This window comes from Dyella sp. 05T440 (assembly GCF_056395965.1).
This window is the reverse complement of the sequence record NZ_JBFTKN010000009.1, coordinates 132,614-146,466: the sequence shown is the minus strand read 5'-3', so window position 1 is coordinate 146,466 and position 13,853 is coordinate 132,614. Positions and strand designations below refer to the sequence as shown.

The 13,853-nt window shown below is 64.4% G+C and carries 15 protein-coding genes; all 15 read left to right on the top strand.

What is annotated here, in order from left to right; genetic code table 11:
- Window positions 1-13: 13 nt before the first annotated feature.
- The 15 genes from aspS to queE all read left to right on the top strand — a co-directional run bounded on the left by aspS (window position 14) and on the right by queE (window position 13,808).
- Window positions 14-1,783, top strand: coding sequence for an aspartate--tRNA ligase (gene aspS, locus AC1DE1_RS13435; RefSeq protein WP_441603140.1), 1,770 nt, complete (start codon window positions 14-16; stop codon window positions 1,781-1,783).
- 164 nt (window positions 1,784-1,947) lie between these two features.
- Window positions 1,948-2,583, top strand: coding sequence for an esterase/lipase family protein (locus AC1DE1_RS13430; RefSeq protein WP_477178423.1), 636 nt, complete (start codon window positions 1,948-1,950; stop codon window positions 2,581-2,583).
- A gap of 102 nt (window positions 2,584-2,685) precedes the next feature.
- On the top strand, window positions 2,686-3,420 hold the full coding sequence (locus AC1DE1_RS13425; protein WP_441603139.1) for a YebC/PmpR family DNA-binding transcriptional regulator: 735 nt from the start codon (window positions 2,686-2,688) through the stop codon (window positions 3,418-3,420).
- 40 nt (window positions 3,421-3,460) lie between these two features.
- Window positions 3,461-3,979, top strand: a complete 519-nt coding sequence (ruvC, locus tag AC1DE1_RS13420; RefSeq protein WP_477176272.1) for a crossover junction endodeoxyribonuclease RuvC — start codon at window positions 3,461-3,463, stop codon at window positions 3,977-3,979.
- Window positions 3,976-4,575, top strand: coding sequence for a Holliday junction branch migration protein RuvA (gene ruvA / locus AC1DE1_RS13415; protein WP_441603137.1), 600 nt, complete (start codon window positions 3,976-3,978; stop codon window positions 4,573-4,575). Before ruvC ends, ruvA begins: the two co-directional genes overlap by 4 nt.
- 27 nt (window positions 4,576-4,602) lie before the next feature.
- Window positions 4,603-6,480: a potassium transporter Kup gene (locus tag AC1DE1_RS13410; RefSeq protein ID WP_441603161.1), complete on the top strand. Its 1,878-nt coding sequence runs from the start codon at window positions 4,603-4,605 to the stop codon at window positions 6,478-6,480.
- 97 nt (window positions 6,481-6,577) lie between these two features.
- Window positions 6,578-7,627, top strand: a complete 1,050-nt coding sequence (gene ruvB / locus AC1DE1_RS13405; RefSeq protein WP_441603136.1) for a Holliday junction branch migration DNA helicase RuvB — start codon at window positions 6,578-6,580, stop codon at window positions 7,625-7,627.
- Window positions 7,620-8,048 carry a tol-pal system-associated acyl-CoA thioesterase gene (gene ybgC, locus AC1DE1_RS13400; protein WP_477176271.1) on the top strand — a complete coding sequence of 143 codons (429 nt, stop codon included), beginning with the start codon at window positions 7,620-7,622 and terminating at the stop codon, window positions 8,046-8,048. Before ruvB ends, ybgC begins: the two co-directional genes overlap by 8 nt.
- Before the next feature lie 33 nt (window positions 8,049-8,081).
- Window positions 8,082-8,768: a protein TolQ gene (tolQ, locus tag AC1DE1_RS13395; RefSeq protein WP_121882443.1), complete on the top strand. Its 687-nt coding sequence runs from the start codon at window positions 8,082-8,084 to the stop codon at window positions 8,766-8,768.
- An 11-nt stretch (window positions 8,769-8,779) separates the two neighbouring features.
- On the top strand, window positions 8,780-9,217 hold the full coding sequence (tolR, locus tag AC1DE1_RS13390) for a protein TolR (protein WP_477176270.1): 438 nt from the start codon (window positions 8,780-8,782) through the stop codon (window positions 9,215-9,217).
- Complete coding sequence (gene tolA / locus AC1DE1_RS13385) at window positions 9,214-10,158, top strand: cell envelope integrity protein TolA (protein ID WP_441603134.1); 945 nt, start codon at window positions 9,214-9,216, stop codon at window positions 10,156-10,158. The genes tolR and tolA overlap by 4 nt, the downstream gene beginning before the upstream one ends.
- 8 nt (window positions 10,159-10,166) lie before the next feature.
- Window positions 10,167-11,492: a Tol-Pal system beta propeller repeat protein TolB gene (gene tolB, locus AC1DE1_RS13380; protein WP_441603133.1), complete on the top strand. Its 1,326-nt coding sequence runs from the start codon at window positions 10,167-10,169 to the stop codon at window positions 11,490-11,492.
- A 249-nt stretch (window positions 11,493-11,741) separates the two neighbouring features.
- The gene (pal, locus tag AC1DE1_RS13375) at window positions 11,742-12,248 is read left to right on the top strand and encodes a peptidoglycan-associated lipoprotein Pal (RefSeq protein WP_441603132.1); all 507 of its coding nucleotides are present in this window, start codon (window positions 11,742-11,744) and stop codon (window positions 12,246-12,248) included.
- A complete protein-coding gene (gene ybgF / locus AC1DE1_RS13370) occupies window positions 12,248-13,105 on the top strand; it encodes a tol-pal system protein YbgF (RefSeq protein WP_477176269.1) in 858 nt (285 codons plus the stop codon). The genes pal and ybgF overlap by 1 nt, the downstream gene beginning before the upstream one ends.
- A gap of 31 nt (window positions 13,106-13,136) precedes the next feature.
- Entirely contained in the window at window positions 13,137-13,808 is a 672-nt protein-coding gene (gene queE, locus AC1DE1_RS13365; protein ID WP_477176268.1) for a 7-carboxy-7-deazaguanine synthase QueE, read from the top strand.
- The last annotated feature ends 45 nt before the right edge of the window (window positions 13,809-13,853 follow it).

The window sequence follows — 13,853 nt, the reverse complement described above, 5'->3', positions numbered from 1 at the left end:
GAGTTCCAAGCGCATGCGCACGCATTTTTGCGGCCTCATCGATGAGGCACTGGTCGGTCAGACCGTTTCCCTGTGTGGCTGGGTCAACACCCTGCGCCTGCAGAGCCACGTGGCTTTCGTCGACCTGCGCGACCACGAGGGCCTGGCCCAGGTGGTGATCGAGCGTGACAACGCCGCCGCGTTTGCCGTGGCCAACGAAATCGGCAACGAATATTGCCTGCGCGTCACCGGCACCATCCGCAAGCGCCTGTCGGTGAACGACAAGCTGCGCACCGGCACGGTGGAACTGGTGGCTGACCAGGTCGAGATTCTCAACGCCGCGAAGGACCTGCCGTTCGCGATGCACGAGAATCCCAACGAGGAGATGCGCCTGACGTATCGCTACCTCGACCTGCGCCGCCCGGACATGCAGCAGATGATGCGCCGTCGCATCAAGCTGGTGCAGTCGCTGCGCCGGTATCTGGATGCGGCCGGTTTCCAGGACATCGAGACGCCGATCCTGACCAAGGCCACGCCCGAAGGCGCGCGCGATTACCTGGTGCCCAGCCGCGTGCATCCGGGCCAGTTCTACGCGCTGCCGCAGTCGCCGCAGCTGTTCAAGCAGATCCTGATGATGGCCGGTTTCGACCGCTACTATCAGATCGCGCGCTGCTTCCGCGACGAAGACCTGCGCGCCGATCGCCAGCCCGAATTCACCCAGCTCGACCTTGAGTTCGCCTTCGTCGAAGAAAAAGACGTGCAGGACTTCGTGGAGGAACTGATCCGCCACGTGTTCAAGGAAGTGGTCAACGTCGAGCTCGACGCGTCGTTCCCGCGCATGACCTGGGCCGAAGCCATGCGTCGCTTCGGTTCGGACAAGCCGGACCTGCGCATCGCGCTCGAGCTGGTCGACATCGCCGACGCGGTGAAGCATGTGGAATTCAAGGTGTTTGCCGAGCCGGCCAATGCCGACAACGGTCGCGTGGCGGCGCTGCGCGTGCCGGGCGGCGCGACGTTCACCCGCAAGGAAATCGACCAGCTCACCGAATACGTGGCCAAGTACGGCGCGAAGGGCCTGGCCTGGCTGCGCGTGGATGATCTGTCCAAGGGTCGCGACGGCATCAACTCGCCGGTGGCCAAGTTCCTTGACGATCAGGCGCTGCAAGGCGTGCTCAAGCTCACCGGCGCCGAATCGGGCGACATGCTGTTCTTCGGCGCGGGCACGTGGAAGGCCGTCACCGACTTCATGGGCGCGCTGCGTCTGAAGGTCGGCAAGGACCGCGGCCTGGTCGAAAACAGCTGGAAGCCGCTGTGGGTCACCGACTTCCCGATGTTCGAATACGACGAGGAAGAAAAGCGCTTCGTCGCCCTGCATCATCCGTTCACCGCGCCCAAGGTGGACGACATCGCCGAACTGCGCGCGAATGCGTCCAACGCGGTGAGCCGCGGTTACGACATGGTGCTCAACGGCAACGAGATCGGCGGCGGTTCCATCCGTATCCATCGCCCGGACATGCAGAGCACGGTGTTCGACCTGCTCGGCATCACGCCGGAAGAGGCCGAGATGAAGTTCGGCTTCCTGCTCAAGGCGCTGAAATTCGGCGCGCCGCCGCACGGCGGCCTGGCCTTCGGCATCGACCGCATCGCCGCGTTGATGGCTGGCACCGAATCCATCCGCGACGTGATCGCCTTCCCCAAGACCACCAGCGCGCAGGATCTGATGACCGATGCGCCGTCGCTGGTGAGCGAGGCGCAGCTGAAGGAGCTGCATGTGAAGGTGGCTGCGGAAGCGAAGCCGGTCTGATTTTCTGCCGTCATTCCGGCTGGTGCCGGGATGACGAGCAAACTCCAGCGCGCACTGCGTCGCGACCCTGTCGCAACTTTTTGTGCACAATCGACTCTACACAATGACCGCGCTTCCAACGCGCGGCCATCTGCCCTGTCGTTGATGCATCACACCCTGGCGCCATGACCGATCACGTCATTCTCCTGCACGGCCTTTGGATGCGCGGTTTCGCGCTCTTGCTGCTGCATCGGCGCATGATGGAGGCGGGCTTTCGCGTTCATCGCTTCGACTATATGAGCGTGGCAGCGTCGCAGCCGCGCATTCTCAACAGCCTGCAGGCTCGCATCCATGAGCTTGGGCAGGACTCCCAGCGGGTACATCTGGTCGGACACAGCCTGGGCGGCCTGCTGGCGCTGCGCGCCTGCGCCGAAGTCGCGTTGCCGCCGGGCCGCGTGGTCTGTCTGGGGTCGCCGCTCAAGGGCAGCGCCGCCGCGCGTCGCTTCGCTGGCATGGGGCGCGGTGGCGAGGTCTTGCTCGGCCACAATCGCGAACTGCTGGAAAACGGCTTCGACCGCTGGCAGGGCGAGCGCGAGGTGGGTGTGATCGCCGGCAAGGTGTCGCTCGGCCTGGGCGCGATGATCGGACAGTTCGAGGGCGATAACGACGGCTGTGTGACGCTGGAAGAGACTTTCCTCCCAGGCATTGCCGACCATTGCGCCATCGAGACCAACCATACGGGGCTGCTGTTTTCCCAGGAAGCCGCGCGCCAGGTCACCCAGTTCCTCCAGCAGGGTCGTTTCGATCGCGCCGAGGCCTGACAGGGCGCACTCCCAGGCGCTTTCGCGTGCCGCTTGCCCGTACTACGCCGCGAAGCGATAGAATTCGCGCCTCGTCCGTTCACCAGATTTGCAGGAAGTGCCATGGGTAGAGGCCCGTCCATCGAAGGTCGCAAGAATGCCGAAGACGCCAAGCGCGCCAAGGTGTTCACCAAGCTGATCCGCGAAATCACCGTGGCAACACGCGCCGGCATCGCCGATCCATCCGCCAACCCGCGCCTGCGCGCGGCGGTGGACAAAGCTTTGTCGGCCAATATGACCAAGGACACCATCGAACGCGCGATCAAGCGCGGCTCGGGCGCCGACGGCGGCGCCGCGATGGAAGAGCTGCGCTATGAGGGCTATGGCCCGGCCGGCATCGCCCTGATCATCGACTGCTTCACCGACAACCCGACCCGCACCGTGGCCGACGTGCGCCACGCGCTGACCAAGCACGGCGGCAACCTGGGTACCACCGGCTCCGTGGCGTTCCAGTTTTCCCGCGTGGGCGAGCTGGTGTTTGCCACCGGCGGCAACGAGGCGGCCGAAGAGAAGGTGCTGGAAGCGGCCCTGGAAGCGGGTGCCGACGACGTGGTCAACGAGCATGGTGAAAGCACCGTGCTGTGCGCTCCGGAGAGTTTCGAAGCCGTGCAGCAGGCGCTGATCGCCTCGGGTCTGAGCGCGCAGCATGCCGGCGTGGGCATGCGCCCGAGCAATCGCGTCGCGGTGCCGGACGAAGCGCTCGAGACCCTGCTCGATCTGCTCGAGAAGCTCGACGCGCTCGACGACGTCAGCGAGGTTTCGCACAACGCGCTGCTGCCGGCCGAGGCTGCGAGCTAAGTTCGCGGGCCCTTCATCGGCCCGCSACGACTCTTCGCCCATGACCCGCATCATCGGCATCGACCCGGGCAGTCAGCGCACCGGCGTAGGCATCATCGATGTCGACGCCACAGGCAAGCTGACCCATGTCTTCCATGGCGCGCTGGCGGTGGCTGGCGAGGCCACCTTCCCGCTGCGCCTGAAACGCATATTTGACGAGCTGTGTGCCATCATCGCCGCCCATCGGCCGGACGAGTGCGGCGTGGAGCGCGTGTTCATGGCGCGCAACCCGGACTCGGCCTTGAAGCTGGGGCAGGCGAGGGGCGCCGCGATCTGCGCGGTGGTCAGCCAGGGGATCGCGGTGCACGAGTACGCGGCGACAGAAGTAAAGCAGGCCGTGGTCGGCAGCGGCCGCGGCGACAAGACCCAGGTGCAGCACATGATTGGCGTCCTGCTCGGACTCAAGGGCCCCCTGCAGGCTGACGCGGCAGACGCGCTCGCCATCGCAGTGACCCATGCACATACCCGTGCCAGCCTCGCGCGCGTGGGCATTCCCCGTACCGCCTGGAGGCGTCGATGATCGGTCGTTTGCGCGGCACCCTGGTGTCCAAGCAGCCGCCGTGGCTGATGGTGGAAGTGGGCGGCGTGGGCTACGAGCTCGAAGCGCCCATGTCCACCATCTACGACCTGCCGCAGACCGGCAAGGAAGTCACCCTGCTCACGCACTACGCGGTGAAGGAAGACAGCGTGGCGCTGTACGGATTCATGCACGAGTCCGAACGCACCCTGTTCCGCAACCTGCAGAAAGTCAGCGGCATCGGCGCGAAGATTGCGCTGGCCGTGCTGTCGGGCGTGTCCACCAACGACTTCGCGCGTCTCGTGCAGACGGGCGACGTGGTGGCGCTCACCAAGATTCCGGGCATCGGCAAGAAGACCGCCGAACGCATGGTGGTGGAGCTGCGCGACCGCGTGGACGGATTGGCCACCACGCTGCCGGGCTCGCATGCGGCGCCCAATGGCGCACCTTTGGACCCGACGGGCGAAGCCACCGTGGCCTTGCAGCAACTTGGCTACAAGCCGGCCGAAGTGACCCGCCTGGTGCAGAAGGTCGCCGCCGATGGCGACACGGCCGAAGCTATCATTCGCAAGGCGCTGCGCGCCGCACTAGGACATTGAGACGTGACCCCTGATTCCTCTCACGGCATGTCCGACGCTGACACCAAACGTCGGCTGGCTACGCTCGCGCTCGGCGCGATCGGCGTGGTCTATGGCGACATCGGCACGAGCCCCCTGTACACATTGCAGACCACGCTCAGCCACGACGGCATGAAGCCGACGCCCGAGAGCATCTACGGCGTGCTGTCGCTGATCTTCTGGGCGCAGATCATCGTGGTCTCGCTCAAGTACGTCGTGTTCATCATGCGCGCGGACAACAAGGGCGAGGGCGGCATCATGGCGCTGCTCGCACTGGCGCTGCGCAGCGTGCGTGGCGATGCGCGCCAGCGTTGGCTGCTTGCCATCATCGGTATCTTTGGCGCGGCACTGTTCTATGGCGATGGCGTCATCACGCCCGCCATTTCGGTGTTGTCGGCGGTGGAAGGCGTGAAGGTGGCCGCACCTCATCTGGGCCACTGGGTGGTGCCGATCACCGCGGTCATCCTGTTCTTCCTGTTTGCGCTGCAACGTCATGGCACCGAACGCGTCGGCCGACTGTTCGGCCCGGTGATGGTGGTGTGGTTCATCGTCATTGCGCTGCTGGGCCTGCGCATGGTGGTGCAGAATCCGCAGGTGCTGCTGGCGATCAATCCGGTCTACGGCGTGAAGTTCTTCTTCAGCCACGGTATGCAGGCTTTCATCGCGCTTGGCGGCGTGGTGCTGGCGTTGACCGGCGCCGAAGCGCTGTACGCGGACATGGGCCATTTCGGCAAGCGTCCAATCCGCCTCGCCTGGTTCAGCTTCGTGCTGCCGGCCCTGGTGCTCAACTATTTTGGCCAGGGCGCTTTGCTGCTGAGTCATCCGGAAGCCATCGACAGCCCGTTCTTCAAGCTGACGCCGGAGCCGCTGCTGTATCCCATGATCGGCCTGGCCACCATTGCCACCGTGATCGCTTCGCAGGCGGTGATCTCCGGCGCGTTCTCGATGACGCGCGAAGCGATGTCGCTGGGCTATTCGATGCGCATGCCGGTGGTGCATACCTCGCGCGAGATGTCCGGGCAGATCTTCGTGCCGTGGGTGAACAACTTCCTGCTGATCATGGTGCTGATCGCGGTGCTTGGCTTCCGCAGCTCGGACAACCTGAGCGCGGCCTACGGTATTGCGGTGACCGGCACCATGACCATCACCAGCATCCTGGCGTTGATCGTGGCGCGCAGGCAGTGGCACTGGAGCCGCATCACGGTGATCGCAACCGGCGTGCTGTTGCTCACCATCGACTTGTCGTTCCTGGGCGCCAACCTGATCAAGGTGGAGTACGGCGGCTGGTTCCCGCTGGTGCTGGGCGTGGCGATCTTCATCGTGATGACCACCTGGCGTCGTGGCCGTGAACTGGTGGTGCGCGAGATCAAGCAATCGGGCCTGGCGCTGGATCCGTTCATTGCGAACATCGCCGAGCATCCGCCGCTGCGCGTGCCGGGCACGGCCGTGTTCCTTACCGCCAACCAGAACGCCGTGCCGCACGCGCTGCTGCACAACCTCAAGCACAACAAGGTGCTGCACGAGCGCAACGTGCTGCTCACGGTGGAAATGCTGGAAACGCCAACAGCGGACCTGGGCGAGCGCATCGAAATCACCGAGCTCGGCGGCGATTTCTACGGACTGGCCTTGCGCTTCGGCTTTGCGGAAGATCCGAACATCCCCTATGCGCTGTCCAAGTGCTCCAAGAAGGGTCTGCCCTTCGACATGATGGACACCACTTTCTTCCTCTCGCGCGAAACCATCATCGCGGACGCCAAGCGTCCGGGCATGGCCTTGTGGCGCGACAAGCTGTTTGCCTTCATGGCGCGCAATGCGCTGCCGGCCACGGCGTTCTTCCAGATTCCGGGCAATCGCCTGATCGAACTGGGCGCCCAGGTCGAGATTTGAGGAAAAGGGCGCTTCGGCGCCCTTTTTCGTGGCGGGGACTGGCTGAGCGGGCTTTTTTTCAAGCCTGCGTCATCGTGCTCTGCCATAATTTCGCCCCATGACCGAACACCGCATCGTTACCGCTGCCGCCCAGATGGACGACGAGGCCCTCGAAGCCTCCATTCGCCCCAGGCGACTGACCGAATACCTGGGCCAGCAGACGGTGCGCGAGCAGCTGTCGATCTATATCGAGGCGGCCAAGAAGCGCGGCGGTGCGCTCGATCACGTGCTGATCTTCGGCCCGCCGGGCCTGGGCAAGACCACGCTCAGCCATGTGATCGCCAACGAGCTGGGCGTCAACCTGCGCTCCACCTCCGGTCCGGTGCTGGAGCGGGCAGGGGATCTGGCCGCGCTGCTGACCAACCTCGAGCCGCACGACGTGCTGTTCGTGGATGAGATCCATCGTCTCTCGCCGATCGTGGAGGAAGTGCTCTATCCGGCGATGGAAGATTTCCAGATCGACATCATGATCGGCGAAGGCCCTGCCGCCCGTTCGATCAAGCTCGACCTGCCGCCGTTCACCCTGATTGGCGCCACCACCCGCGCCGGCCTGCTCACGGCGCCGCTGCGCGACCGTTTCGGCATCGTGCAGCGTTTGGAGTTCTATACGCCCGACGAGCTCACCGCCATCGTGCGGCGCTCGGCGCGCATCATGGGCATTCCCTGCGAGCTGGAAGGCGCGCAGGAAATCGCACGTCGCTCGCGCGGCACGCCGCGTATCGCCAACCGCCTGCTGCGCCGCGTGCGCGACTACGCTGAAGTGCGCGCGGCAGGGCAGATCACCCGCGACGCCGCGCGTGCCGCCACCGACATGCTCAAGATCGACGCCGAGGGTTTCGACGAGCTCGACCGGCGCCTGCTGACCATCATCATCGAGAACTTCGATGGCGGCCCGGTGGGCGTGGAGTCGCTGGCGGCCGCACTCAGCGAAGATCGCGGCACGCTCGAGGATGTGGTCGAGCCCTATCTGATCCAGCAGGGCTACCTGGTGCGCACCGCGCGCGGCCGCATGGCCAGCGCCAAGGGCTGGCGTCATCTGGGCCTGACCCCGCCGCCCCGACCCTCGGTGCCCGCCGACCTCTTCACGGCCGACAACAGCGATGTCTGATACCAAGCTAGCCAGTGCGACCGAGCCCTTCGAATGGCCGGTGCGCGTCTATTGGGAAGATACCGACGCGGGCGGGGTGGTCTACCACGCCAGCTACCTGCGTTTCATGGAGCGTGCACGCAGCGAATGGCTGCGTGCCCTGGGCATCAACCAGTCCGTGGTGAAGGAAAGCACCGGCCTGGCCTTCCTGGTCCGCGAAATGCAGATCGACTTCCTGCGCGCGGCCCTGCTGGATGATGAACTGGCGGTAAGCGTCGAAGTCAAAGAACGGCGGGCAGCCAGTATCCTTTTCGCCCAGACGATCCGCCGGGCGGACGGCGCGGAGCTGATCCGCGCGAAGGTGCGCGTGGCGTGCGTCGATGTCCGCCGCATGCGTCCGGTGCAAATTCCGGCCGATCTTATCCCCGGCCTTTTCCCTTAAATAAAAGTACGTGTGCTGGAGGACCTTCGAGCAATGAACGGTGGAGTCAATATTTTCAAACTGGTCGCGGAAGCGAGCATCCTGGTCCAGTTCGTCATGCTGGCGCTGCTGGTGCTCTCCTTCCTCTCGTGGGTCATCATCATCCGCAAGGTGTCGCAGCTGAAGGCGGCGATGGAAGAGGCGGAGAGCTTCGAGGAGCGCTTCTGGTCCGGTGCCGACCTCGCCCAGCTGTTCCGCGAAGTGAGTAATCGCGGCGCCAGCAACGGCGGCCTGGAAAACGTGTTCGAGTCGGGCTTTCGCGAGTTCGTGCGCCAGCGCCAGCGCCGCGTGCATGACATGCGCGTGGTGATCGAAGGTTCCGAGCGCGCCATGCGCGTGGCCGGCACCCGCGAAATCAACCGCCTGGAGCGCAACCTCGAGTTCCTCGCCAACGTCGGCTCGATCAGCCCCTACGTCGGCCTGTTCGGCACCGTCATCGGCATCATGGGCGCCTTCCAGGGCCTGGGCGAAATGAAGGACGTCACCATCGCCGTGGTGGCTCCGCACATTTCCGAAGCGCTGATCGCCACCGCGATGGGCTTGTTCGCCGCGATCCCGGCGGTGTGGGCGTACAACCGCTTCGCCAACAAGGTCGAGCGCGTCGCCTCGCGCTATGAAGTGTTCCAGGAAGAATTTTCTTCGGTGCTCCAGCGTCAGATCCAGACCGACGAAGCGGCCTGAGGGATTCGATCATGCGAAGCTCTGCGCGCCACAAGCGCCTCAAGCTGAAATCCGAGATCAACGTCGTTCCGTATATCGACGTGATGCTGGTGCTGTTGATCATCTTCATGGTCACCGCACCGATGATCAACAAGAACGTCGACATCAACCTTCCGCAGGCGAACGCCAAGTCGCTGCAGGACAAGAAGGATCCGGTGATCGTCGCGGTCGACCAGAACGGGCAGCTTTATCTCACCCTGGGTACCGAGAAGCGCCAGCCGATCGATGTGGACACCATGAAGACCAAGGTCGGTGCGTTCGTCAAGGCGAACCCCGATGTCAGCGTGCTCGTCGCCGGTGACCGCGACGGCAAGTACGACGGTGTCTATCAGGTGCTGGCCGACCTGCAGCAGGCCGGCGTCGCCAAGGTCGGCCTGATGAGCGCACCGGAGTCGGGCAAGAAGAAATGAGGGAAGACACCCCCAAGGGCACGTCCAAGGCGGTTGTCCTTTCCGCCATCCTCCATCTGGGCATCGTGGGTTTCCTGATACTCGCGGTGGTGCCGTGCTCGTTCTACGAAAGCCTGTTCGAGACGCTGCATCTGCCGGCGAGCTGGAACCCGATCGCCTGCGCCAAGCCGATCCAGCTGCAGGGCGAAATCATCGAAGCCACCCTGGTGGGCCCGACCGGCGCGCCGCCGCCGAAGGCTGCCCAGGCCAAGCCGACGCCGCCGACCGTGCCGCCGCCGCCTTCGATCCCGCCGCCGCCTTCGGAAGAAACCCCGAAGATCAAGACCTTGCCGCCGCCGCCCGAGCATCCCGATACCAAGGATCAGGAGAAGGTGGTGGCCGATGCGGCAGAGAAGGCCGAAGACGCCAAGAAGGAACAGGAAGAGAAGCAGCGCCAGCGCGCGGCCGAATTGGACGCCCAGGCGGCCAAGCACAAGCTGGAAGAGCAAAAGAAGCTCGACGAGCTGTTCGCCAAGATGGACGCGGCCGACAAGTCGGTGAAACAGGCCCAGAGCAAGGCGAACCAGGCCAAGCAGCAGATGCAGGACCTGAAGAACGCCCAGGACAACGGCCTGGACAATGTGCCGGTGGCAGCCCAGCGCCAGACTGGCCAGAACGGCCCTGATGCCGGCCTGCTGGCGCAGTATTTGGCCGCGATTCAGAACGCGGTCACTCAGAATTGGCTTCGCCCGGATAACATGCCCAACACACCGTGCACGGTGCATATTGTGCAGTTGCCAGGAGGCGACGTGATGAGCGCCAAGGTCGACTCCAGTTGTCCTTACGACGAGGCCGGCAAGCGCTCCATCGAAAACGCGGTGCTGCGCGCGCAGCCGTTGCCCTACAAAGGCTTCGAAAGCGTGTTCCAGCGTCAAATCGATTTCACTTTCAGACCGCAGTGATGGACCCCATGCGCAAACTGACCTTCAGCTACTCCTTCGTTCTGCTCCTGGTAGCCGCCTTGTTCGCGGGTCCCGCAGCAGCCCAGCAGACCCAGTCGCTCAACGTCGACATCGTCGGCGGCACGGCGACGGCCACGCCGATCGCCGTGGTGCCGTTCGCCCAGGCGGGCGGGGCGCCGCTGCCGACCGACATCGCTGATGTCATCCGCAACGACTTCAACCGCTCCGGCAAATTCCGCTCGCTGGCCAAGAGCGAAATCGTGGAGACGCCGTCGAAGGGTGCGGACGTCAACTTCGCCACCTGGCGCCTGCTCAAGCAGGACTACCTGACCATCGGCCGCATCAGCGATGCCGGCGGCGGCATGATGCGCGTCGAGTACGAGCTGTGGGACGTCAACAAGCAGCAGAGCCTGCTGGCCCAGGCGTTCACCGCGCCGGCCGGTGACCTGCGTGGCGTCGCCCATCAGATCGCCGATGCCATCTACGAGAAGATCACCGGCGTGCGTGGCGCGTTCTGGACCCGCATCGCCTACATCACCGCGGTGGGCCTGGGTAACAACACCACCTACTCGCTGATCGTGGCCGATTCGGACGGCTATAACCCGCAGGTCGTGGCCCGCTCGCGCGAGTCGCTGCTGTCGCCGTCGTGGTCGCCGGATGGTCGCAAGATCGCCTACGTGTCGTTCGAAAGCGGCAACTCGGCGATCTATGTGCAGGACGTCACCACCGGTTCGCGTCAGCTGATCTCGGCCCGCGCCAAGGGCATCAATGGTGCGCCGGCCTGGTCGCCGGATGGCAGCAAGCTGGCCCTGGCGCTGTCCTATCAGGGCAACCCCGAGATCTACGTGATGGACGTGGGCTCCCGCGCGGAGACCCGCCTCACCAACAACCTGGCCATCGATACCGAGCCGCGCTGGACGCCGGATGGCCAGAGCATCATCTTCACCTCCGACCGCTCGGGCCGCCCGCAGCTTTACCAGATGTCGGCCGGTGGCGGCGGGGCTGAGCGCATCACCTTCCAGGGCCAGTTCAACGCCAACGCCTCGATCAGCTACGACGGCAAGCAGATCGCGATGGTGCAGGGCAACGGGAACGTGTATCGTATTGCCATTATGGACCGCAGTCTGGGTGGGCAGGTGCGCTTCATCTCGCCGGGTCCGATCGACGAAACACCGAGTTTCGCGCCAAACGCAAGCATGCTGCTGTATGCCGCCTCTGAAGGCCGCCGTGGTGTGCTGTATGCCGTGTCCGCCGACGGCCTTGTCCGTCAGCGACTGGTACTTGCAGATGGCGATGTGCGCGAGCCGGCTTGGGGTCCCTATCGTCAGCGATAAGCAGTTCATGCCGTGACGCGTAAGCGTCACGGCCATGTGATCCGGGCGTGAAGTCTTGGACGACACGGATGGATCAAACAGCTTGCCGGCCGTGGCAATCCGTCGCGGAAGGCGGGCCAGGCGGCGCGAGACAGCGCACCGCCGGCATCAAAATGGCAAAATAACAGCCGGTCCACCGGCGAAAACTGTCCCGTAACCGCAATCATTATTGACTGTCGGAACTCAAACCTGTTTGAAGGAACGTCCACCATGAATAAGACCGTTCGCGTCGCCCTGGTCGCCCTGCTCTGCGTTGGCGCGGCCGCATGCTCGAAGAAGCAGGAAGTCAAGCCGCAGCCGCAGCCGGAAGCGCCGATGACCACCCCGGCTCCGTCGACCGCTGGCAAGTACACCCCGGCCGATCTCGATACCGACGCCTGCCTCCGTCAGCGCGTTGTGTACTTCGATTTCGACAAGGACGAAATCAAGCCTGAGTTCCAGCAGATCATGGCTTGCCATGCCAAGTACCTGCAGGATCGCCCGATGGCGCAGATCCGCCTCGAGGGCAACACCGACGAGCGCGGCACCCGTGAGTACAACCTGGCCCTCGGCGAGCGTCGCGGCAATGCCGTGTCCAGCGCGCTGCAGTCCAACGGCGGCTCGGCCAGCCAGCTCAACGTGATCTCGTACGGCAAGGAAAAGCCGGTGTGCCGTGAGCACAACGAAGATTGCTGGAGCAAGAACCGTCGCGTCGAGATCGTCTACACGGCGAAGTAATGAAGAAGCGACTGGCTAACAGCTTTACAGCCAGGATGAGCATGGCGGGCGCAATCGCGTCCGCCATGCTTTTTGGCGCCTCCGTGCACGCACAGGATTCCCGGCTCAGCCTCGCCGACCGCGTATCGCGACTCGAGCAGCAGGCGCAGAGCCAGCAGAATCAGGGTGGCACCACGCTGGTCAACCAGGTCCAGGCACTGCAGTCCCAATTGCAGCAGATGCAGGGCCAGATCGAGGAACTGCAGCACCAGTTGCAGGAAGCCAACGACAAGAACAAATCGCAGGCCACGGATTTCGATTCGCGCCTGGGCCGCCTTGAAGGCGGCGCCGGTGCAGCGAACGCAAATGCGGGGAATGCCAATCCCAATACCGCGCCGGCTGCCAACGCCGCGCCGCCTCCGCCCGCTGTGACGCCACCGGCAGCGGCCGGCAAGGGTGCTGCTGGCGCGGCAGCAGTGAAGGGCGATGCCACCGCGCAGGCCGCTTACGACGATGCCTTCAAGTCGCTGCGTGCCGGCGACTATGTGAAGTCCTCGCGCGATTTCCGCAATTTCATCCAGCAGTACCCGGACAGCTCCTTGCTGCCCAATGCGTTCTATTGGCTGGGCGAGTCCTACTACGCCACCAGCAATTACCAGGTGGCGATGGAAGCCTTCCAGCGCCTGATCAGCCAGTTCCCGCAGAGCGAGAAGGTGCCCGACGCCTTGCTCAAGGTCGGCTACAGCCAGATCGAACTCAAGCAGGTCGATGCCGGCAAGGCCACGCTGAAGAACGTCACTGCGAAGTACCCCGGCTCCAAGGCCGCTGGCCTGGCACAGGAGCGCCTGCGCCGCCTGCAGGCCCAGCCGGCCAACTGAGGTAGTGGTTGTGACTGGCAGTAGCACGAGCGTGGCACCCACCACGTCGACGCAGGCGCCGGCTGAGCGCCTGCGCATCACCGAAATCTTCCATTCGATCCAGGGCGAAGCCGATGCCATCGGCTGGCGCACCGTGTTCGTGCGCCTGACCGGCTGCCCGCTGCGTTGCGTGTGGTGCGATACCGAGTATTCGTTCTACGGCGGCGACTGGCGCGATATCGACGACATCATGGCCGAGGTCGCTTCGCACGGCGCGAAGCACGTGTGCGTAACTGGTGGCGAACCGCTCGCGCAGAAGCGCTGCCTGATCCTGCTCAAGCGCCTGTGCGATGCCGGCCACGACGTGTCGCTGGAAACTTCTGGCGCGCTGGATGTCGCGCAAGTCGATCCGCGCGTGCGCAAGGTGATGGACCTCAAGGCGCCCGATTCGGGCGAAGCCAAGCGCAACCTGTGGTCCAACATCGAGCACTTGCTGCCGCATGATCAGGTGAAGATCGTCATTGCCAGTCGCGCCGACTACGAGTGGGCGCGCGACGTGGTCGCCGAACATGATCTGGTCAAGCGCTGCATGGTGCTGTTCTCGCCCGTGCACGGCGCAATCAAGCCGCGCGACCTGGCCGAGTGGATCATCGAGGACAAACTGGATGTGCGTTTCCAGTTGCAGCTGCACAAGCTGCTGTGGAACGACGAGCCAGGACACTAAAAGCTCGGGCGAGTGGTGTGAGACGAGCATGAGAGCGGGCGCTTG